This is a genomic window from Delftia tsuruhatensis NBRC 16741, from assembly GCF_001571325.1.
Classification (GTDB): Bacteria; Pseudomonadota; Gammaproteobacteria; order Burkholderiales; family Burkholderiaceae_C; genus Comamonas; species Comamonas tsuruhatensis.
The window spans coordinates 89,649-107,455 of sequence record NZ_BCTO01000027.1 but is presented as its reverse complement, the minus strand read 5'-3'; the positions used below and the strand labels follow the sequence as shown (position 1 = coordinate 107,455).

Here is a 17,807-nt window from a genome sequence, read left to right as displayed (position 1 = left end):
GCCAGGCCGGCCCCATAATGCGCCACCCCATTGCATCAAGGAATTGGCACCTATGTCTTCCGGCGGCTTTCACGTCCACGGCCCACACGATCACGAACTCGAACATGCTGCCCAGGGCGAGCATGGCCACACCGCCCATCACGGCATCGGCGGCGGCAGCCTGACCAACCAGATCGCCATGTGCACGGCAGTCATCGCCACGGTGGGCGCCATCTTCGCGTACATGGGCGGCGCCACCCAGGCCAATGCCGGGCTGTACAAGAACGACGCAGCCATCAAGAAGACCGAAGCGGCCAACCAGTGGGCCTTCTTCCAGGCCAAGAGCACCAAGCAATCGCTGTCCGAGTTCGCGCGTGATCTGGCGACCACGGAGGACAGGCGGGCGGCCTACCAGGCCAAGGTGGAGCGCTACGAAAAGGAAAAGGACGACATCAAGCGCGATGCCGACCGCCTGGAAGCAGAGGCCCGGCAATGGGACGAGAAGTCCGAGATGCAGATGCACCTGCATCACCGCTGGGCGCAGGCCACCACCGCGCTGCAGGTCGCCATTGCCCTTGCAGCCATCGCGCTGCTGACCAAGAAGAAATGGCTGGAATACGCCATGCTCGGCGTGGCAGCGCTGGGCCTTGGCGTGGGCGGGCTGGCCATGCTGCACATCTAGAGCGTGTGGCAAAGCCGCAAAGCCGCATATCCGCCTTGGAAGGCAGCTGTGAAACAGCCCCCCCCCGATTCCCCGGCCTTGCCCGCGGCTCAGTCCTCGCTGGGACGGGGGTAGCCTGCCTCTGCCCACGCTTGCGCAGACGTCCGGGTGAGCTGATGGTCCGGCCTGACTCCCACCTTGGCCAGCTCGCTGCCGTCGGCGGCAGTGGCGGTGAGCGTGGCGCTGGGATTGTCTTCATCGGGCTCGATATCCAGAGAGACGGTCACGCGTGACCCGCCCACCACGATCTGCACATCCTTGTGCAACTGCGCTGCCAGATGCTGCTCATGCCGGCGCATCACCTCGTGCGCCGTCTTCACCAGTGTGTTGAAAGCGGAAACGTCCAGCGGCTTGGGATTTTTCTTGTCGCGGCCCATGGTCCACGGGCCGACCAGGCTTGGCTCCACCTGGCCGTCCTGGGTCATGGCAACGGCCCAGCCATCGTCGTCTTCATTCTTGATGACGCGGGCCTCCCAGCCGTTGTGATGCCAAAGGCGGTCTTCGAAGATTGAGACGACTTCTTGTTCGAGTTCTGCGGACATGTCCAGACCCTTCCCTTGTGGAAACTATCGAGCCCGAAATTCTACTGTCCATCCATACAGTTCGCGCGCAGGGGTCTATTGCGCAAGCGGCGGCTTCCACGGGGCCATGACACCCGGCAGATACGGTAGCCACGGCAGTCAAAGCAGGCGTGCAGGCTGGTCATCAGCGGCTGACCGAGCTGCGTCAGGTTGCCTCGCTTGCACGTCGCGCTCGCCGCAAATTGCCGCTGGAGCGAAGGGCTTGCGAGTACGATAAGCTTCAAGTCTTGTTGAAGGTCAAGGCATCCCTGCCGAGGTCACGTATGAACATTGGCGAACTGAGCAAACGCACAGGCCTGTCCACATCACGCATTCGTTTTTATGAGCAAAGCGGCCTGCTGCAAGCGGCTGAGCGTGGCGCGAATGGCTACCGCAGCTATCCGCCTGAGATGGTGCAGATGCTGGAGCTGATTGCGATTGCGCAAGGGGTGGGCTTCAGCCTGGATGAAATTCGTGCACTCTTGCCGCCCGGCCTGCAAGGCTGGGACCATGAGGCCGTCGTAGGCGCGCTGCGCCAAAAAATTGCCGATATCAAGGCCATGGAGAAAAAGCTGCAAACCAGCAAAAAGCAGTTGCAGGCTTTGTTGTCCGATATTGAAGCGCGGCCAGACAACATGGATTGCCATGACAACGCACGCCGCGTGCTCTCCCATGTACTGGCCCAGCAATCCGAATCCCTGGCCTCTGAAGCAGCGGCCGAAGAAAAAATGGGCAAGCTCATGCGCACCGGACACAAGAAGCGGGCAAGCGCGGCATAGGCCTGCGCCAGTTTGGAACGTGGCCCTAGCGCCTTGCCAGAGCCTGCACCACCTGCTTGGCAGTCGCTTTGGCCGACCCCGGGTTTTGCCCGGTGATGAGGCGGCCCTCGGCCACCACATACGACATAAAAGGCAGCAAGGCTTTCTGATAGCGCGCACCGCGCATCTTCATCTCCTGCTCGGCGTTGTAGGGCATGGACCGGGCCACTCCGGCCAGGATTTCTTCCGTCCATGAAAAACCCGTGACCCGTTTGCCCGCGACCAGCAAAGAGCCGTCGCTGAGCTGCGTATTGAGCAGGCCGCAGTAGCCGTGGCAAACCGATGCAACGATGCCACTTCGCTCCCAGATGCTGCGTGTGATGCGCTGCAGCCCCGCACTATCGGGAAAATCCCACATCACCGCATGCCCTCCGGTGAAGTAGATGGCATCGAAATCGTTCGCATCGATATCGGCAGGTGCCGCAGTGTTCGCCAGCAGGGCCATGCGCGCGGGATCATCGAGCCAGGCTTTGGCCGAAGCATCGAAGTGCGGCCATTGGAGTGCGCGCGGCTCCAGCGGTACGGCTCCACCCAGCGGGCTCACCAGTTGCTGCAGATACCCTTGCGCAGCAAACACATCCCAGGCATGGGTCAGCTCCGACAGCCACAGCCCTGTGGCGTGCGCAGGGTCGTCGTAATGAGCGACATTGGTGACGACATGCAAGATACGTGGCGTGCTCATGATGACTCCTGCGCGATGTGCTTGAGGCCCTGTGCGTAGCTGGTGACAGCAAAGTCGGGAAAGCGGCGCTTGAACTTGGACGAATCAAACACATTGTCGTGCGCGTAGCGTGGCAGCAGTTCACGCAGTTCGCGCACGGGCTTGGAGACCCAGCCAGCAACCACCATGGCCAGGTGGCTCAGTACCTTGTAGCGCGGCTCAACCTCAAAGGTTGCAGCCGCCATGTTCACAAAGGCCTGATAGGTCAGCCGCTCGTCCCAGCAAGGCAGATGCCAGGTCTGGCCATACGCATCTTGCGCATTGCCAATGGCTGCCATGGCGCGGCTTGCATCGGGCGTCCAGATCAGGGTGCGCAGCTTGTCGTCACGCACCGGCACTTTGGCCTTCTGGCCCGCCTTGAGCGGGCCGATCACCAGGGTGTTGGTGATGCTTTGGGTTTTGCCGGGGCCGTAGAACTCTGGCGCGCGGGCAATGGCGACGGGGATATCGCCGCGCTGCATCTCGGCCAGCACCATCTCGGCCATCAAGGCGCGCACGCGCCCCTTGCGTCCCACCGGGGCAAAGGCGGTTTCCTCGGTCTGCCGCTGCGCGGTTTGCGGGTACATGTAGGTGTTGTCGAAGTAGACAAACTTGGCCCCCGCTGCCCGCGTGGCATCGAGCGCGTTGCGCAGCATGGCTGGAAATTGCCCCTCCCATAACTCGGTGTCTGGTGGCAGGCCGGCGGTGAAGTACACGACCTCGCTGCCACGCACGGCCTCCAGGGTTTGCGCGGAATTCATCAGGTCGGCGGACACCAGCTCGTCCGTATCGTTCACCTTGCGCGGCTTGCGGCTGACCAGGCGCAGGTTCTGCGTGTAGTTGCGGTGGAGCTCGCGCGCCAGCTCCACAGCGATCTGGCCATTGGCGCCCAAAATGGTTTGCATATCGATCCTTGCAGCATCTTGTGTGATGAGAGGATAAGGAGCTTAAGCTTCAACTTGAGTTGAAGGTCAAGCGGCAAAACTGCAGGTCCCTGATATCAGGTCGAAGCCCCCTGCCGGCTCGCTGGCTGTCTGAAGAAACCCGGCACTTCCATCATGTCGGGGAGCCTGGAGCCTGGACACTGCGGCCTGCTTTGGTGCACCTGGTGAAGGCCCGGTTCGGGTCGGCAGCGCCTGTGCATGAGCCGCGATGGCGGACTTGCCTCTTTGCGGTTGCTCATCTGTGGTCCGAACTTGTCGGCTTTATCGAGACTGCCACCGCACACCGGCATCAATTGCTGCAATGGGTGCAATGAGAGCAATGGCAGCAATGTGTGTACAGCAACTATTTGATGCGATCAGAATACACCACCACCATTGAAAAGAAGAAGCCATTCTCAATCCAATGATTGAATTGCCGACTTCCGATGGACGCCGCTTATTCAATGTGACAGAATGAAACGCCAGCAATGAATGGCCTGAGGACCTCTGATGATGGCAGTGGCAAATATTGCCATGGCGATCGCAATGACAGGACGAAAAACTGGATGTACCGCTATTGATATCCAGAAATCAAATCGTGTTGACTTCGCGCATTTCTGAGGGATCGTTTGGTCAATTAACGTCAGAGCGTGCTCTTGTCGACCGCACCTCATTTGCATTGGAAGCGCACTACAACCATTGTCGCCATTCGGCCAATCATTGAATCCAGCTTCTGGCTTTCGAGCCTTATGCTTCTATGAACATCGCCCCGTAGAAGCCAAAAAACCAAGGGCGATTGACAACGGAGATTTATATGCCTTACAAGAAAAGTCAACAAGTCGGCGGTCAGGGTGGAGACGAATTTTCCGATGATCTGACCCAAGTGGTTCGAATTGTGAGGATTTCGATCAGGCACGGAGCCAGAGTCGATGCCATCCAAACCACTTGGCTTCTGACAGACGGAACACAGCTCACTGGTGCACGCCATGGTGGCGGGGGCGGCGAAGAAACTGTGATCGAGTTTGGCAGCAACGAGCACATCGTTACGATACAAGGGCGAAGCGGAAGTCGAATTGATTCTCTGACCATTACCACCAACAAGAAGTCCTACGGCCCCTACGGAGGCGACGGAGGGAAACCCTTCGGCCCCATTCCTGCTGAAGCAGCGGGTGGCTTCTTTGGTCGTTCCGGCACAAATGTTGACGCGATAGGCGTTTTCATTCCAGCGTAGTGTCAAGCCGGTGATGGTGCCATCGCATCAACAAGGCACCGAAACGGACTGGGATGAAGCCGAGGTTTATTCCAGTCCGCTCATCGGCTCTATTGATTCCTGCGGTCAATCAGGCATCAATCAGCAAAGTCAACGCCCCCGCATCCCCATCAAAACCTCAATCGTCACCGTCGTCGCGTCGTCATCCGGCCTTTTGCGATGCGCGATGCCCAACGCCCTTGACAGTGCTGGCCGCAGGGGTCGCGTGGTGATGCGGGGGTCAGGCTGCGGTGCGCCGGCCTCGTGGGGCAGCAGCGCGGCGCCGTAGCCCGCTGCCACCAGGCTCTTCATTGCGTCGTTGTAGTTCAGCTCGATGCGTGCCTGCGGCCGGGCGCCGCCTGCGGCAAACCATTCGGCGGTCTGGCGCGACAGCCGGGTGCCACGGTCGTTGGCGATCAGGGGGCGGGCCGCAAGCCAGGCGGGCGTGATGTGTCGCGGCGGTTTCCAGGCGGCCGGGATGAAGGCCAGCACGGGGTCCTGGCGCCAGGCCTGCACCTGCAGCCCGCGCAGCACGGGCTGCGGCAAGGCAACGATGCCGATGTCCAGGCTGCCGGCCGCCAGGCGCGCCAGGGCTTCCTCGCTGGTCATCACCGCCACTTGCACGTCGATCTCGGGATGCCGGGCGGCCAGGGTTTCCAGTGCCTGGGGCAAGAGGTGCGCGAGTGCGCCGGTGGAGGCGCCCAGGCGCACGCGGCCCCCGCGCGTGGCGATCTGGCGCTGCACGGTCTGCAGGAGATCGTCGGCCTCGGCCAGGAGCTGGCGCGCCTTGTCTATCAGCAGGCTGCCGGCCGATGTGGCGGTGACGCCGGCCGGTGCGCGGTGCAATAGACGTGTTCCCAGACGCTCTTCGAGCTGCGCCACATGCAGCGTCACCGTGGGCGGCGCCAGGTGCAGCACCTTGGCGGCGGCGGCGAACGAGCCCAGGTCGGCCACCGTCAGCAGGGTGCGCAGACGGTCCAGATTGATTTCGCGCATGGTGCGGTGTCCCAGGTTGCCAGCAATTCAGGAATCATGAATCCGTAGTTTGTCAGATTCAACTGGTCTGCATGCGGCAGGCGCTGCACCATGCGCTCCACACCCAATCGGAGCAACCCATGACCTCTCTTGTTTTCATCGATGGCGACCAAGGCACCACCGGCCTGCAGGTGCGCGAATGGCTGGCGGATCGGACCGACCTGCGCCTGCTGCAACTGCCGGCCGACCAGCGCAAAAGCACGGCGCACCGCGCCGAGGCGCTCAACGACTGCGACATCGCCTTGCTGTGCCTGCCGGACGAGGCTGCGCGCGAGGCCGTGGCGCTGGTGCGCCGGCCCGGCGTGCGCGTGATTGATGCGAGTTCTGCGCATCGCACCGCGCCGGGCTGGGTCTATGGCCTGCCGGAATTGGAGGCAGGCCAGGCTGAACGCATCGCCCATGCCCGGCGCGTCAGCAATCCCGGCTGCTATCCGACAGGTGCTCTGGCACTGCTCAGGCCCTTGATCGACGCGGGCCTGCTGCCCCCCGACTACCCGCTGGCCATTCACGCGGTATCGGGCTATTCGGGACGGGGCCGCGCAGGACTGCTGGACCATGAGGGCGCTGCCGCCGCGACTGCCGTGCCCCTGCAGGTCTATGGCCTGGGTCTGCACCACAAGCACGTACCCGAGATCCAGCAGCATGCCGGCCTGGCCCATGCGCCGGTGTTCGTGCCGGCCTATGGCCACTACCGGCAAGGCATCGTGCTGACCATCGCCCTGCATCTGCGGCTGCTGCCCGCTGGTGTGACCGCCCGCAGCCTGCACGCTGCCCTGCAGGCGCGGTACCAGGGCCAGCCCTGCATCGAGCTGCAACCCCTGGAGGAGGACGCCGATGCGCAGCGGCTCGATCCGCGCGCGCTCAATGGCAGCAACCGGATGCGGCTGGCGGTGTTCGGACAGCCGCAGGAGCAGCAGGTGCTGCTGACCGCCGTGTTCGACAACCTGGGCAAGGGCGCCGCCGGCGCGGCGGTGCAGAACCTTGATCTGATGCTCGGGCTGCAGCCGATGCTGCAGCCAGGATGCGATGAATCCCTGAGCGTGGTGTGAGCCTGGTGTGAGCGTGGAGTGAGTACGGTGTGAGCTGCCGGCCTGGGGAAGACGAGGCAAGATCCGGGCAATCCTGCTTCAAGCCTCGACGCCACAGGCCACCGACAGATAGCTTTTCATGCGCGCGCTGGCCCGCTCCGGGTCGGCCAGCGCACCGCAGGCATCGGCCAGCTCGAACACCTTGGCAAAGTGCACGGCCCCGCGTGCAGACTGCATTGCGCCGGCCATGGAGAAGTGCTTCTGGTGGCCATTGAGCCAGGCCAGGAACACGATGCCTGCCTTGTAGTGCCGCGTGGGCGCGCAAAAAATCTCGCGCGACAGCGCCACCGTGGGATCCAGCAGTTCCCGGAAGCTTCCGCTGCGGCCCTGGGCCAGTTCGGCCAGCGCCACGGCCGCCACCGGGGCGATGGGGTCGAAGATGCCCAGCAGGCCGTGGGAGTGGCCGCCCTCACCGGCTGCCGTCCCATCGCCGGCCATGAGTTCGGCGTAGTGGAAATCGTCACCCGTGTACATCTTCACGCCCGCAGGCAGCCTGCGGCGCAGCGCCCTCTCCCATTGCGCATCGAGCAGCGATACCTTGATGCCTTCGACCTTGGGCGCCTTCGCTGCGATCAGCGCGGCGACGGTATCAAGGGCCTGCACCAGGTCCGTACTGCCCCAGTAGCCGCGCAGCGCAGGGTCGAACATCTCGCCGAGCCAGTGCAGCACCACGGGCTGGTCGGCCGCGTCCAGCAGCCGGTCATAGAGTTGCAGATAGTCCTGCGGGCCGCGCGCGGCCTGGACCAGGGCGCGGCTGGCCATGAGGACCACGGGGCAGCCTTCGGCCTGCACCACGTCCATCTGCTCGCGGAAGGCCAGCGTCGCCTCCCAATCGATGGCAGGCGGGCCATCCCAGGGATGCGTGGCGGCCAACGGGTCGATCACCACATGGGCCGCTGCGTAGACGCTGCGGTTGAAGGCAGGGGCCGGGCCCGCGGGAGCGATGGGATTGGCTTTCATGGCCAGTGGTACGAGACGGCCGTCGCTTCGGGGAAGGAGGATCTGCATGGGGGTCTCCTGCCTCAAGCCCGTTGGCCGAGGATGTGGTCGGCAGCCTTCTCGGCCACCATGATGGTGGGAGCGTTGGTGTTGCACGAGGGGATGAAGGGCATCACGGACGCATCGGCCACGCGCAGCCCCTCCATGCCGATGAGCTGCAGTTGCGGCGTCACCACGCTGTACGGGTCGTGCTCGGGGCCCATGCGGCAGGTGCCCACGGGATGGTGGTCGGTCTTGGCATGGGCGCAGGCGTAGTCAGACAGCTCGGCATCGCTGTCCCGATGTCCGCCCGGCAATACCTCGCCGTGCACGTAGCGCCGCAGCGCGGGCTGGCCCAGCAGCTTGCGCGCAAGGCGCAGGCCCCTGATGGACATGGCCCGGTCATGCGGGTCTGCCCAGTAGTTGGGATCGATCAAGGGCGCCGACGCCGGGTCTGCATCCGCGAGCCGGACCGTGCCGCGCGAGCGGGGGCGTAGGTAGGCCGTGTTCAGCGTCACGCCCGCGTTCTCCAGCCCGGTCATTCCGGCTTCTATGCCCGAGCCCAGCCCCAGATGGAACTGGATGTCGGGCGAGCGCGCGAGCGCATCGGGGTCGGCATACCAGAAGCCCCCGGTCTCGAAGAGGCTGGAGGCGGCCGGCCCTTTCTTGAGCAGCAGGTACTGCAGGCCCGCCCAGGCCGCGTGCCAGGGGCGCTGGTATTTGTCGTAGGTGTGGTCGCCCGTGCATTCGGCGATCACGAACAGGTCCAGGTGGTCCTGCAGGTTGGAGCCGACACCAGGGAGGTCATGCACAGGCGCCAGCCCCACGCTGCGCAGATGGTCGGCAGGGCCTATGCCGGAGTGCATCAGCAGCCTGGGCGAGCCTATGGCGCCCGAGCAGACGATGACTTCGCGGCTGGCATGCACGCTGAAAGGCGTGCGGCTGGTGCCCGAGACCGCCTCCACGCCAACCGCGCGCCTGCCCTGCACCAGCACGCGCAGCGCCTGGGTCTGCAGCTGGATGGTCAGATTGGGGCGGCGCATGCGCACCGGATCGATGAAGCCCGTGGCCGCCGACGCACGGCGCGCATTCCACTGCGTGAGCTGGCCCTGCTGCGCGGCGCCGTTGAAGTCGGGGTTGAAGGGCATGCCCATTTCCTGGCCGGCCTGGAAGAAGGCCTCGCAGATGGGCAGCGGGCTGACGGGGCAGGACACGCCCAGCGGGCCGCCGTAGCCGTGGTACTCGTTGGCAAAGCGCTGGTTGTTCTCCGAACGCTTGAAGTACGGCAGCACGTCGCGCCAGGACCAGCCCGTGGCGCCGCCCAGGCGCTCCCAGTCGTCATAGTCTGCCGGCACGCCGCGCGTGTACAGCTGGGCGTTGATGGTCGAGCCGCCACCGATGACCTTGGCCTGCGTGTAGCGCAGCACGCGCTGGTTCAGATGCCGCTGCGGCACGGTCTGCCATCCCCAGGAGCCCCGGCCCCGGGTCATGCGCGCAAAGCCCGCAGGCCAGTGGTACAGAAGATGCGAGTCCCAGCCCCCGGCCTCCAGCAGCAGCACGCGCACCGAGGGGTCGGCGCTCAGCCGGTTGGCCAGCACGCAGCCGGCCGAGCCCGCGCCCGTGATGATGTAGTCATAGCTGTCCATGGTCATCCTCCTCACAGCCGCGCGATGGAGAGCGCGCCATCCACATGCAGCACCGACCCCGTCGCAAACGCCAGCCTGCCGCTTGCCAGCGCGCTGGCGGCCTGCGCCACGTCCTCGGGCCGGCCCCAGCGGCCCATGGGCACAAGGCCCGCAGCGATCAGCCCGTCGTACCGATCGGCAGCACCCGCCGTCATGGCCGTGCGGACGATGCCGGGGCGCAGCTCGAACACGCCAATGCCGTGCGCCGCCAGGCGCAGCGCGAACAGGCGCGTCAGCATGCCCAGGCCGGCCTTGGACAGGCAGTACTCGCCGCGCTCCACCGACGCCATCTCGCCGCTGACCGAGGACACGGTGACGATGGACCGCGCAGCGCCCGAAGGCGCAGCCAGCATGCGCTGCGCCACGGCCTGCGTGAAAAAGAAGCTGCCGCGCAGGTTGGTGGCCATCACCCGGTCGAAGTCCTCGGCGCGGATGTCCAGCAGATCGCCGCGGCGCGGCGAGCCCATGCCTGCGTTGTTGACCAGGCAGGACGGCACACCGCCCCAGGCGCAGACCGCATCGAGCACACGAGCGTGGTCGTGCACGTCGGCCAGGTCGCCGCGCACATGCAGCGCACGCGCGCCGCAGGCCTGGATCTGCGCGACGCTGGCGCCGTCACTGGCACCATCGTCCTGCAGCGTGGTGATGGCCACGTCAAAGCCGTCGTGCGCCAGTTGCAGCGCAATGGCGGCGCCTATGCCCTGGCTGCCGCCGGTGACCAGGGCCACGGGGCGCCGTGCCGTCGATTGCGGATTCATGGCAGCAGCTCCTGAAGGTGGTGACGCAGGTGACTGCCCACGCGCAGGGCCTGGGCAGCCACGGTCAGCGCGGGGTTGACTGCGGCCGAGGACGGGAAGAATCCCGCATCGACCACATACAGGTTGTCCAGCTCCCAGGCCTTGCACTGCGGGTCCAGCGCCGAGGTGGCCGGATCACTCCCAAGGCGCACCGTTCCGCACTGGTGCGACACCACCTCGGTGCCGAAGCCGCGCGACAGCACCAGCGGGTAGCCGGTGCCGCGCAGTATCTGGGCGCAGCGCGCCACCCAACGCTGGTGGGCGCGCAGGTTGGTGCGGTGCCAGTGCAGGTCGATGGCTCCGTCTGCGCGCAGCGTGACGCGGCTGCTGGGGTGGGGCAGGTCCTCGCTTTGCGCGTACCAGTCCACACTGCGCTCGGCCAGCGCGCTGCGCAGCCACCTCGGGCTGCCCGGCAGGGCGGCACGCAGCATGGGCTCGCGGATCTTTCCCAGCAGTTGCAGGCTGCCCAGCGGCGGGCCGCCCGCGCCGTCGCCGAAATAGAAGTCGTGCAGCGCCAGCGTCTTGGGAAAGCGCGTGCGATTGCGCCTGAACGGGTGCCATGCCATCAGGGCCGTGGTGTTGTGCGTCATGTAGTGGCGGCCCACCACGTCGCTGCCATTGGCCAGGCCGCGCGGATGCCGCGCATTGGCCGAGCGCAGCAGCAGGGCCGCCGAGTTGATGGCGCCGGCACTGAGCACGAACAGCCCCGCCGTGATGCGGCGCGCCACGCCGCGGTCCACCACCTCCGCCGCGACGACGCGCCGCCCGCCCGCATCGGTGAGCAGGCGCTGAACGTGCACGCCGGTGTGCAGCCGCACATTGCGGTGCGCCAGCGCAGGCCGCAGCAGGCAGGTTTCGGCATCGCCCTTGGCCCCCACCATGCAGGGCACGGCGTCGCAATTGGCGCAGCGCCGGCAGTGCCCGCCCGGTCCCAGGTCGATGGCGCAGGGCATGGGAAACGGCCGCAGGCCCTGGGCACGCAAGCGCTGCTCGATGCGCGAAAGCAGCGGCTCGTGCGGCACCGGGGGATGGGCATAGGCCGTGCTGCGCGGCGGCTCCGTGGGGTCGGCGCCGCCCTGGCCGCGCACGCCGAACAGCTGCTCGGCCAGGGCATACCAGGGTTCAAGATCGGCATAGCGCAGCGGCCAGGCGGGCGAGATGCCCTCCTCATGCTCCACCGCCTCGAAATCGCGCTGCCGAAAGCGCAGCATGGCCGTGCCGTAGAACTTGGTGTGCCCGCCCACGAAATAGAACATGCCGGGCCGAAACGCCCGCCCGCTGGCGTACCAGACCTCGTCGGTCTGGTAGCGTCTTTCGGCGAAGACGGCCTCGATGTCCCAGTTCTGCGCCTCGCGCGGCAGCACCGGGCCGCGCTCCAGCACCCATACGCTCGCACCGCTGTCCGCCAGTTGCAGGGCCACGGCCGAGCCGCCCACGCCCGAGCCGATGATGAGCACATCGCAGTCCAGCCCGTTGTGCGCCATGGCGGTCATGCGATCAGCGCCTGGGTGGCGGCATCGAAGCAGACCAGCCGAGACAGGTCGATCAGCAGGCGTGCCCTGTCCCCGGCGCGCAACGGCGTATCGGGCGGCAGCCGCGCGGTGAACGCATGGCCACCGAGCTCCAGCAGGGCCAGCGTGTCCGATCCGGTGGGCTCCAGCAGTTCGACGCGGGCCTCGGCCAGGCCCTGGCCGGGGGCGGCCGGCACGCCTTCGGGCGCCAGGCCCACGGCCTCGGCACGTATGCCGGCAATGACTTCGCGGCCCGCATGGCCCTGCAGCGCGGTGGCCAGCGGCTGCGGCAGGGGCAGGGACTGGCCGCCGATATCGAGGAAGGGACCGCCCTGCCCCTCACCCGCCCCCTCACCCACGCGCGCAGGCAGCAGGTTCATGCGCGGCGACCCCATGAAGCCCGCCACAAAGGTGTTGGCCGGCCGGTTGTAGACCTGCTGCGGCGTGCCCAGCTGCTGCAGCACCCCGCCCTTCATGACGGCGATGCGCGTGGCCAGGGTCATGGCCTCGATCTGGTCGTGCGTGACATAGATGATGGTGGCGCCCAGGCGCTGATGCAGCTTCTTGATCTCGGCGCGCATGTCCACGCGCAGCTGGGCATCGAGGTTGGACAGCGGCTCGTCGAACAGGTAGAGCTGCGGCTCGCGCGCCAGCGCCCGCCCTATGGCCACGCGCTGGCGCTGGCCGCCCGACAGCTGGCGCGGCTTGCGCCCCAGCAGGTGCTCTATCTGCAGCAGCCTGGACACCTCCTGCACCCGCGCAAGGCGCCGCGACTTGTCCACCTTGCGCATCTCCAGCGGAAAGCCGATGTTGCCCGCCACGGTCATGTTGGGGTACAGCGCATAGGACTGGAACACCATGGAGATGTCGCGCTCGGCCGGCGCCGCGTGGGTGATGTCGCGGCCGCCCAGCGCCAGGCGGCCGCCGCTGGGCGGCTCCAGGCCCGCGATGATGTTCATCAGCGTGCTCTTGCCACAGCCCGACGGGCCGACGAGGACCAGGAATTCGCCCTCCTGCACGGCAATGCTGATGTCCTGCAGGATGCTGGCCGCGCCGAAGCGCTTGTGGATGCGGTCGAGATCAAGGAATGCCATGGAATGCCTCACTGCAAGATGCTGGGCATCAGCCTTTGACGGCGCCGGCCATCAGCCCGCGCACGAAGAACCGGCCCGATACCAGGTACACGGCCAGCGTCGGCAAGGCCGCAATGAACGCCCCCGCGAAGTGGACGTTGTATTCCTTGACACCGGTGCTGCTGTTGACCAGGTTGTTCAGCGCCACGGTCAGCGGGTAGGAGCTGAAATCGCTGAACGAGGCGCCGAACAGGAACTCGTTCCAGATGCTGGTGAACTGCCATATCGCGGCCACCACGACGATGGGCAGGCTGTTGGGCAGCAGCACGCGCCACAGCAGCCCGAAGAACCCCGCGCCATCCATGCGCGCCGAGCGCACCAGCTCGGCCGGGAAGGCCGCGTAGTAGTTGCGAAAGAACAGCGTGGTGAAGCCTATGCCGTACACCGTGTTGACGAAGACCAGGCCCTTGAGGCTGCCCGCCAGGCCCAGTGCCCCCAGCATCTTGGCCATGGGGATCAGCACGATCTGGAATGGAATGAAGACCGACAGCAAGATGGCGCCGAACAGCAGGTCCGCCCCCCGGAAACGGAACTGGGTCAGGATGCAGCCGTTGAGCGCGCCCAGGGCCGTGGACAGCAGCACGGATGGCACGGCCACCAGGAAGGAATTGAGGAAGAACGGCCGCAGCCCCGTGGCCTGCACGCCGATCTGCGCCGTGCTCCAGGCGCTGCGCCAGGGCGCCAGCGTCCACTGCCCGGGCAGCGCCAGCAGGTGGCCGCTGCGGATCTCGTCGAGCGGCTTGAACGAATTGGCCAGCATCACATAGACCGGCAGCAGGAAGACCGCCGCCAGCAGGACCAGCGCCGCATACAGCAGCACGCGCCAGGGCTGAAGCCGCCGTGTCAAGGACCAGGGTGTGCGCAGCTCAGTCATGGCGACCTCCTGCACTGCGCATGGCGCCCCAGAGATAGGGCAGGACGATGGCGCCCACGGCCAGCAGCATCAGCACCGAGCTGGCCGCGCCCACGGCCATCTCGTTGCGGGTGAACGAGTACTGGTACATGAACACCGAGGGCAGCCAGGTCGAGCGGCCGGGCCCGCCATTGGTCAGCGCAATCACCAGGTCATAGGACTTGATGGCCATGTGCGCCAGGATCACGAAGGCCGATACGAAAACCGGCCCCAATTGCGGCAGGACGATGCGCCAGTAGACCTGCCAGGTGCGCGCGCCATCGAGCCGCGCCGCATGGATCTGCTCGGAGTCCACCCCGCGCAGGCCCGCCAGGAACAGGGCCATGGCAAAGCCGCTGGTCTGCCACACGGCGGCGATGACCACGCAGTAGATGGCCATGTCGCCGTCCTTGATCCAGCCGAACGCAAAACCCTGCCAGCCCAGCAGGTGCATGGATTTTTCCAGGCCCACGCCGGGGTCGAGCAGCCATTTCCACGCCGTTCCCGTGACGATGAAGGACAGGGCCATGGGGTACAGGAAGATGGAGCGCAGCACGGCCTCGGCGCGGATCTTCTGGTCGGTCAGGATGGCCAGTACCAGGCCCAGCGCCATGGCAATGGCGATGTAGAGGCTGGCGAACACCGCGAGGTTGTTCGCCGAGATCTTCCAGTTCTCCAGCCCCAGCAGCCGCGTGTAGGCAGCGGTGCCGGCCCATTCATGGCGCGGCAGCAGGGTCGATGCCGTGAACGACAGATAGACCGTGAACAGAATGCATCCGTACACGCACACCAGCGTGAGCAGCACGCTGGGGCTGAGCAGCAGCCTGGGGAGCCAGCCGGCCTTCATGGCAGGGTCCTCCATCAGTCGGCCAGGGCCGAGGCCAGCTCGGCCACGGCCCTGGCATCGTCGATCTGGCCGTTGAAGTGGCGCGTGACCACGTCATAGATGGCGTTCTTGGCCGATGCGGCCGTCGCATGGCCCAGCGCAATGGAGCCCAGCATGCTGCGCCGGCCATCGGCCTCGGCCACGTCGCGGATGGCCTTTTTGCCGCATTCGTCGAAGGCCGTATCCGCCACGTCCAGGCGCGCAGGCGCCGCACCCTTGACGACATTGAACGCCGACTGAAAGGCCGGCTCCATGATGGCGGCCGCCAGCTTGCGCTGAGCGGCCGCCTTGCCCGCGTCGGACAGCCTGAACATCACGAACTGGTCGGTGCTGAAGGCCACCATGCCCTGGGTGCCCGGGAAGCGATAGCAGGCAAAGTCCTTGCCGGGCTGCTTGCCGGCGTTGAGGAACTCGCCCTTGGTCCAGTCGCCCATGATCTGGAAGCCCGCCTTGCCGGCGATGACCATGCCCGAGGCCACGTTCCAGTCGCGCCCCGAAAAATCCTTGTCCACCAGGCTGCGGATCTGCGCCATGCGCTGGAATACCTTGCGCGTGGTCGCCGACCGGATGGTGGCCGGATCGCGCTCGATGAAGGCCTTGCGGTAGTAGTCGGCGCCGCCCGTGGACAGGGCCACGCTGTCGAACACGATGGCCTCCTGCCAGGGCTGGCCGCCATGGGCGATGGCGATGAAACCGGCCTGGCGCACCTTGCGCGCCGCCGCGATGAATTCGTCAAAGCTCGCTGGCTGGGCCGTCACGCCCGCCTGGGCCAGCACCTGCCGGTTGGCCCACAGCCAGTTGGTCGAATGGATGTTGACTGGCGCCGCGATCCAGCGGCCCTGGTAGCGCGAGAATTTCTGCACCTCCTGCGGCACGCTTTTGTCCCAGCCCTCGCGCGCGGCCAGGGCATCCAGGTCGGCGACCACGCCCTGGCCGCCCCAGTCCAGGATGTCGAAGCCCAGCATCTGCACCGCCGTGGGCGGGTTGCCCGAGGTCACGCGGGCGCGCACCGCCGTCATGGCCGCCTCGCCGCCGCCACCGGCCACGGGCATGTCGTTCCAGCGCACGCCCTGCTTTTCCAGCCCGCTCTTGAGCAGGTTCAGCGCGGCGGCCTCGCCGCCAGCGGTCCACCAGTGCAGGACCTCGACGCTCTGCCCGGCCATGGCAGCCGGCGGTGTGGCAAGGGCCATGGCCAGCGCCATGGCAGTCAGTGGCCGCTTCATGCCGTGTCTCCTTCGTGGATGGGCAGATACCAGTGGCTGCGCGCACCCAGGTGCATGTGCAGGGTCTTGGCCTGGGTGTAGTCCTCGGCGGCACGGCGGCCCAGCTCTCGGCCCAGGCCGCTTTGGCGGTAGCCGCCTAAAGGCAGCTCGGCATGGCCTTCGAGGAAGGTATTGACCCAGACCGTGCCGGCCTTAATGCGCCGCGCCGCCGCCAGGCAGGTGCTGAAGTCACGGCTCCAGACGGCGGCTGACAGGCCGTAGAGCGTGGCGTTGGCCAGGTCGATCGCATCGTCCAGGTCCTCGAAGACCAGCACCGCGAGCACGGGCCCGAAGACCTCCTGCCTGGCAACGGCCATGTCCGGCGTCACGCCGGCCAGCACGGTGGGCTCCACATACAGGCCCGGGCGCGCCATGCGGCCGCCGCCCAGCACCACGCGGGCGCCGGCCTGGCGCGCAGCCTCGATGTGGGTAAGGATGACGTCCAGCTGGCGCTGCGTGGTGATGGCGCCCACCTGCACGCCCTGGTCCAGCGGATCGCCCACGCGCACCTGCCGAGCGCGCTCGGCCACGGCGGCCACGAAGCGCTCGGCGATGGCCGCCTGCACCAGCACGCGGCTGCCGCTGTTGCAGCACTGGCCGGCATTGAAGTGCATGCCCAGCACCGTGGCATCGACGGCCGCCTCGAAGTCGCAGTCGGCAAAGACGATCTGGGGGTTCTTGCCACCCAGCTCCAGGGACAGCTTCTTGAGCGTCTGCGCCGATGCTGCGGCCACCTTCCGGCCTGTTTCCGTGGAGCCCGTGAAGGACAGCATGTCGATGTCCGGGTGCGCGGCCAGGACCTCGCCGACAGCGCCACCGCCGCCTGGCAGGATGTTGACGGCACCGGGCGGCAGGCCGGCGTTCATGAGGATCTCGCCCAGCATCAGCGTGGTGGCCGATGTTTCCTCGGCCGGCTTGACCACGGCCGTGCAGCCGGCGGCCAGCGCAAAGGGCAGCTTCTGGCTGACGATGAGCAGGGGAAAGTTCCAGGGCGTGACGATGCCGACCACGCCCAGCGGCTCGCGCAGCACCACGCCCAGCGTCTGCTCGCCCAGCGTGTCATAGCTGTCGCCATGCAGGTTGCGCGCCAGTGCGGCGGCGTAGTGCCACAGGTCGGCCGCCGCGCCCACCTCGTCCAGCGACTGGGCCAGCGGCTTGCCGGTCTCCAGCGTCTCCATCCGCGCCAATTCCTGCCTGCGGTCCAGCAGGCGTTCGGCCACGGCACGCAGCACGCTGGCGCGCTGCGCACCCTTCATGCGGGGCCAGGGCCCGTGGTCCGCAGCGCGGCGTGCTGCGGCAATGGCACGCGCGGCATCGGCCCGCCCGGCCCGCGCATGGATGCTGGCCACGGTGCCGTGGGCCGGGGAGCGGCGTTCCAGCGTCGCGCCGTCGGCCGCATCGGCCCAGGCGCCATCGATGAGCAGCCGGCCATGGAACGGGGGCCTGTGGACGAGGCCGGCCATGGCCCCTGCATTCACTGCAGGTGCATGGGCTGGAGGCGGGTTCGCGGCAGTCATGGTGGCGGTCTCCTTGGGTGGTTCAGGGGTGAGGCAAGGGCGGGACGGCGAATCGGCAGGTCGGCAGGTCGGC

Annotated in this window: 17 protein-coding genes; 4 read left to right on the top strand and 13 right to left on the bottom strand. The window is 66.6% G+C overall.

Annotated elements, in window-relative coordinates; all coding sequences use genetic code 11:
• Positions 1 to 52: 52 nt before the first annotated feature.
• Complete coding sequence (locus DTS01S_RS14745) at positions 53 to 661, top strand: DUF4337 domain-containing protein (protein WP_034366698.1); 609 nt, start codon at positions 53 to 55, stop codon at positions 659 to 661.
• A gap of 89 nt (positions 662 to 750) precedes the next feature.
• On the opposite strand, the gene DTS01S_RS14740 is transcribed toward DTS01S_RS14745, so the two are convergent.
• The gene (locus DTS01S_RS14740) at positions 751 to 1,242 is read right to left on the bottom strand and encodes a hypothetical protein (RefSeq protein ID WP_012206106.1); all 492 of its coding nucleotides are present in this window, start codon (positions 1,240 to 1,242) and stop codon (positions 751 to 753) included.
• 302 nt (positions 1,243 to 1,544) lie between these two features.
• On the opposite strand from DTS01S_RS14740, the gene DTS01S_RS14735 reads away from it, so the two are divergent.
• On the top strand, positions 1,545 to 2,039 hold the full coding sequence (locus DTS01S_RS14735; protein WP_016451534.1) for a MerR family transcriptional regulator: 495 nt from the start codon (positions 1,545 to 1,547) through the stop codon (positions 2,037 to 2,039).
• Between the two features lie 25 nt (positions 2,040 to 2,064).
• Here the strand turns inward: DTS01S_RS14735 and DTS01S_RS14730 are convergent, their stop codons facing one another.
• Positions 2,065 to 2,760: a type 1 glutamine amidotransferase domain-containing protein gene (locus DTS01S_RS14730; protein WP_016446292.1), complete on the bottom strand. Its 696-nt coding sequence runs from the start codon at positions 2,758 to 2,760 to the stop codon at positions 2,065 to 2,067.
• Positions 2,757 to 3,683 (bottom strand): NAD-dependent epimerase/dehydratase family protein, encoded by a 927-nt coding sequence (locus tag DTS01S_RS14725; protein WP_017407464.1) that lies wholly within the window; start codon positions 3,681 to 3,683, stop codon positions 2,757 to 2,759. Before DTS01S_RS14725 ends, DTS01S_RS14730 begins: the two co-directional genes overlap by 4 nt.
• A gap of 832 nt (positions 3,684 to 4,515) precedes the next feature.
• Between DTS01S_RS14725 and DTS01S_RS29665 the strand changes: the two genes are divergently transcribed.
• On the top strand, positions 4,516 to 4,932 hold the full coding sequence (locus DTS01S_RS29665; RefSeq protein ID WP_074922946.1) for a jacalin-like lectin: 417 nt from the start codon (positions 4,516 to 4,518) through the stop codon (positions 4,930 to 4,932).
• Positions 4,933 to 5,061: 129 nt separating this feature from the next.
• Here DTS01S_RS29665 and DTS01S_RS14720 read toward each other — a convergent pair whose 3' ends face one another.
• Positions 5,062 to 5,946 carry a LysR family transcriptional regulator gene (locus tag DTS01S_RS14720; protein WP_017407463.1) on the bottom strand — a complete coding sequence of 295 codons (885 nt, stop codon included), beginning with the start codon at positions 5,944 to 5,946 and terminating at the stop codon, positions 5,062 to 5,064.
• Positions 5,947 to 6,065: 119 nt separating this feature from the next.
• Between DTS01S_RS14720 and argC the strand changes: the two genes are divergently transcribed.
• Positions 6,066 to 7,034, top strand: a complete 969-nt coding sequence (argC, locus tag DTS01S_RS14715; protein ID WP_061287978.1) for an N-acetyl-gamma-glutamyl-phosphate reductase — start codon at positions 6,066 to 6,068, stop codon at positions 7,032 to 7,034.
• A 78-nt stretch (positions 7,035 to 7,112) separates the two neighbouring features.
• Here the strand turns inward: argC and DTS01S_RS14710 are convergent, their stop codons facing one another.
• The 9 genes from DTS01S_RS14710 to DTS01S_RS14670 are packed head-to-tail and all read right to left on the bottom strand — an operon-like array spanning position 7,113 to position 17,734.
• Positions 7,113 to 8,081, bottom strand: coding sequence for a DUF993 family protein (locus DTS01S_RS14710; RefSeq protein WP_061287966.1), 969 nt, complete (start codon positions 8,079 to 8,081; stop codon positions 7,113 to 7,115).
• A gap of 14 nt (positions 8,082 to 8,095) precedes the next feature.
• Positions 8,096 to 9,697, bottom strand: a complete 1,602-nt coding sequence (locus tag DTS01S_RS14705) for a GMC family oxidoreductase (protein ID WP_061287965.1) — start codon at positions 9,695 to 9,697, stop codon at positions 8,096 to 8,098.
• An 11-nt stretch (positions 9,698 to 9,708) separates the two neighbouring features.
• Positions 9,709 to 10,494 (bottom strand): 3-ketoacyl-ACP reductase, encoded by a 786-nt coding sequence (locus DTS01S_RS14700; RefSeq protein WP_046239201.1) that lies wholly within the window; start codon positions 10,492 to 10,494, stop codon positions 9,709 to 9,711.
• Positions 10,491 to 12,026 carry a GMC family oxidoreductase gene (locus DTS01S_RS14695; protein ID WP_061287964.1) on the bottom strand — a complete coding sequence of 512 codons (1,536 nt, stop codon included), beginning with the start codon at positions 12,024 to 12,026 and terminating at the stop codon, positions 10,491 to 10,493. The genes DTS01S_RS14700 and DTS01S_RS14695 overlap by 4 nt, the downstream gene beginning before the upstream one ends.
• The gene (locus DTS01S_RS14690; RefSeq protein WP_061287963.1) at positions 12,023 to 13,138 is read right to left on the bottom strand and encodes an ABC transporter ATP-binding protein; all 1,116 of its coding nucleotides are present in this window, start codon (positions 13,136 to 13,138) and stop codon (positions 12,023 to 12,025) included. The genes DTS01S_RS14695 and DTS01S_RS14690 overlap by 4 nt, the downstream gene beginning before the upstream one ends.
• A 28-nt stretch (positions 13,139 to 13,166) precedes the next feature.
• Positions 13,167 to 14,051, bottom strand: a complete 885-nt coding sequence (locus DTS01S_RS14685) for a carbohydrate ABC transporter permease (RefSeq protein WP_047216922.1) — start codon at positions 14,049 to 14,051, stop codon at positions 13,167 to 13,169.
• Entirely contained in the window at positions 14,044 to 14,916 is an 873-nt protein-coding gene (locus DTS01S_RS14680; RefSeq protein WP_082774918.1) for a carbohydrate ABC transporter permease, read from the bottom strand. Before DTS01S_RS14680 ends, DTS01S_RS14685 begins: the two co-directional genes overlap by 8 nt.
• A 14-nt stretch (positions 14,917 to 14,930) precedes the next feature.
• Positions 14,931 to 16,178, bottom strand: coding sequence for an ABC transporter substrate-binding protein (locus tag DTS01S_RS14675; protein WP_061287961.1), 1,248 nt, complete (start codon positions 16,176 to 16,178; stop codon positions 14,931 to 14,933).
• The gene (locus tag DTS01S_RS14670; protein ID WP_061287960.1) at positions 16,175 to 17,734 is read right to left on the bottom strand and encodes an aldehyde dehydrogenase family protein; all 1,560 of its coding nucleotides are present in this window, start codon (positions 17,732 to 17,734) and stop codon (positions 16,175 to 16,177) included. Before DTS01S_RS14670 ends, DTS01S_RS14675 begins: the two co-directional genes overlap by 4 nt.
• Positions 17,735 to 17,807: the final 73 nt, after the last annotated feature.

Coding starts and splice junctions, on each gene's coding strand:
- DTS01S_RS14680 (WP_082774918.1), bottom strand. CDS start 14,916: ATGAAGGCCGGCTGGCTCCCCAGGCTGCTGCTCAGCCCCAGCGTGCTG.
- DTS01S_RS14710 (WP_061287966.1), bottom strand. CDS start 8,081: ATGCAGATCCTCCTTCCCCGAAGCGACGGCCGTCTCGTACCACTGGCC.
- DTS01S_RS14675 (WP_061287961.1), bottom strand. CDS start 16,178: ATGAAGCGGCCACTGACTGCCATGGCGCTGGCCATGGCCCTTGCCACA.
- DTS01S_RS14670 (WP_061287960.1), bottom strand. CDS start 17,734: ATGACTGCCGCGAACCCGCCTCCAGCCCATGCACCTGCAGTGAATGCA.
- DTS01S_RS14685 (WP_047216922.1), bottom strand. CDS start 14,051: ATGACTGAGCTGCGCACACCCTGGTCCTTGACACGGCGGCTTCAGCCC.
- DTS01S_RS14695 (WP_061287964.1), bottom strand. CDS start 12,026: ATGACCGCCATGGCGCACAACGGGCTGGACTGCGATGTGCTCATCATC.
- DTS01S_RS14740 (WP_012206106.1), bottom strand. CDS start 1,242: ATGTCCGCAGAACTCGAACAAGAAGTCGTCTCAATCTTCGAAGACCGC.
- DTS01S_RS14705 (WP_061287965.1), bottom strand. CDS start 9,697: ATGGACAGCTATGACTACATCATCACGGGCGCGGGCTCGGCCGGCTGC.
- DTS01S_RS14700 (WP_046239201.1), bottom strand. CDS start 10,494: ATGAATCCGCAATCGACGGCACGGCGCCCCGTGGCCCTGGTCACCGGC.
- argC (WP_061287978.1), top strand. CDS start 6,066: ATGACCTCTCTTGTTTTCATCGATGGCGACCAAGGCACCACCGGCCTG.
- DTS01S_RS14720 (WP_017407463.1), bottom strand. CDS start 5,946: ATGCGCGAAATCAATCTGGACCGTCTGCGCACCCTGCTGACGGTGGCC.
- DTS01S_RS14745 (WP_034366698.1), top strand. CDS start 53: ATGTCTTCCGGCGGCTTTCACGTCCACGGCCCACACGATCACGAACTC.
- DTS01S_RS14730 (WP_016446292.1), bottom strand. CDS start 2,760: ATGAGCACGCCACGTATCTTGCATGTCGTCACCAATGTCGCTCATTAC.
- DTS01S_RS14735 (WP_016451534.1), top strand. CDS start 1,545: ATGAACATTGGCGAACTGAGCAAACGCACAGGCCTGTCCACATCACGC.
- DTS01S_RS29665 (WP_074922946.1), top strand. CDS start 4,516: ATGCCTTACAAGAAAAGTCAACAAGTCGGCGGTCAGGGTGGAGACGAA.
- DTS01S_RS14725 (WP_017407464.1), bottom strand. CDS start 3,683: ATGCAAACCATTTTGGGCGCCAATGGCCAGATCGCTGTGGAGCTGGCG.
- DTS01S_RS14690 (WP_061287963.1), bottom strand. CDS start 13,138: ATGGCATTCCTTGATCTCGACCGCATCCACAAGCGCTTCGGCGCGGCC.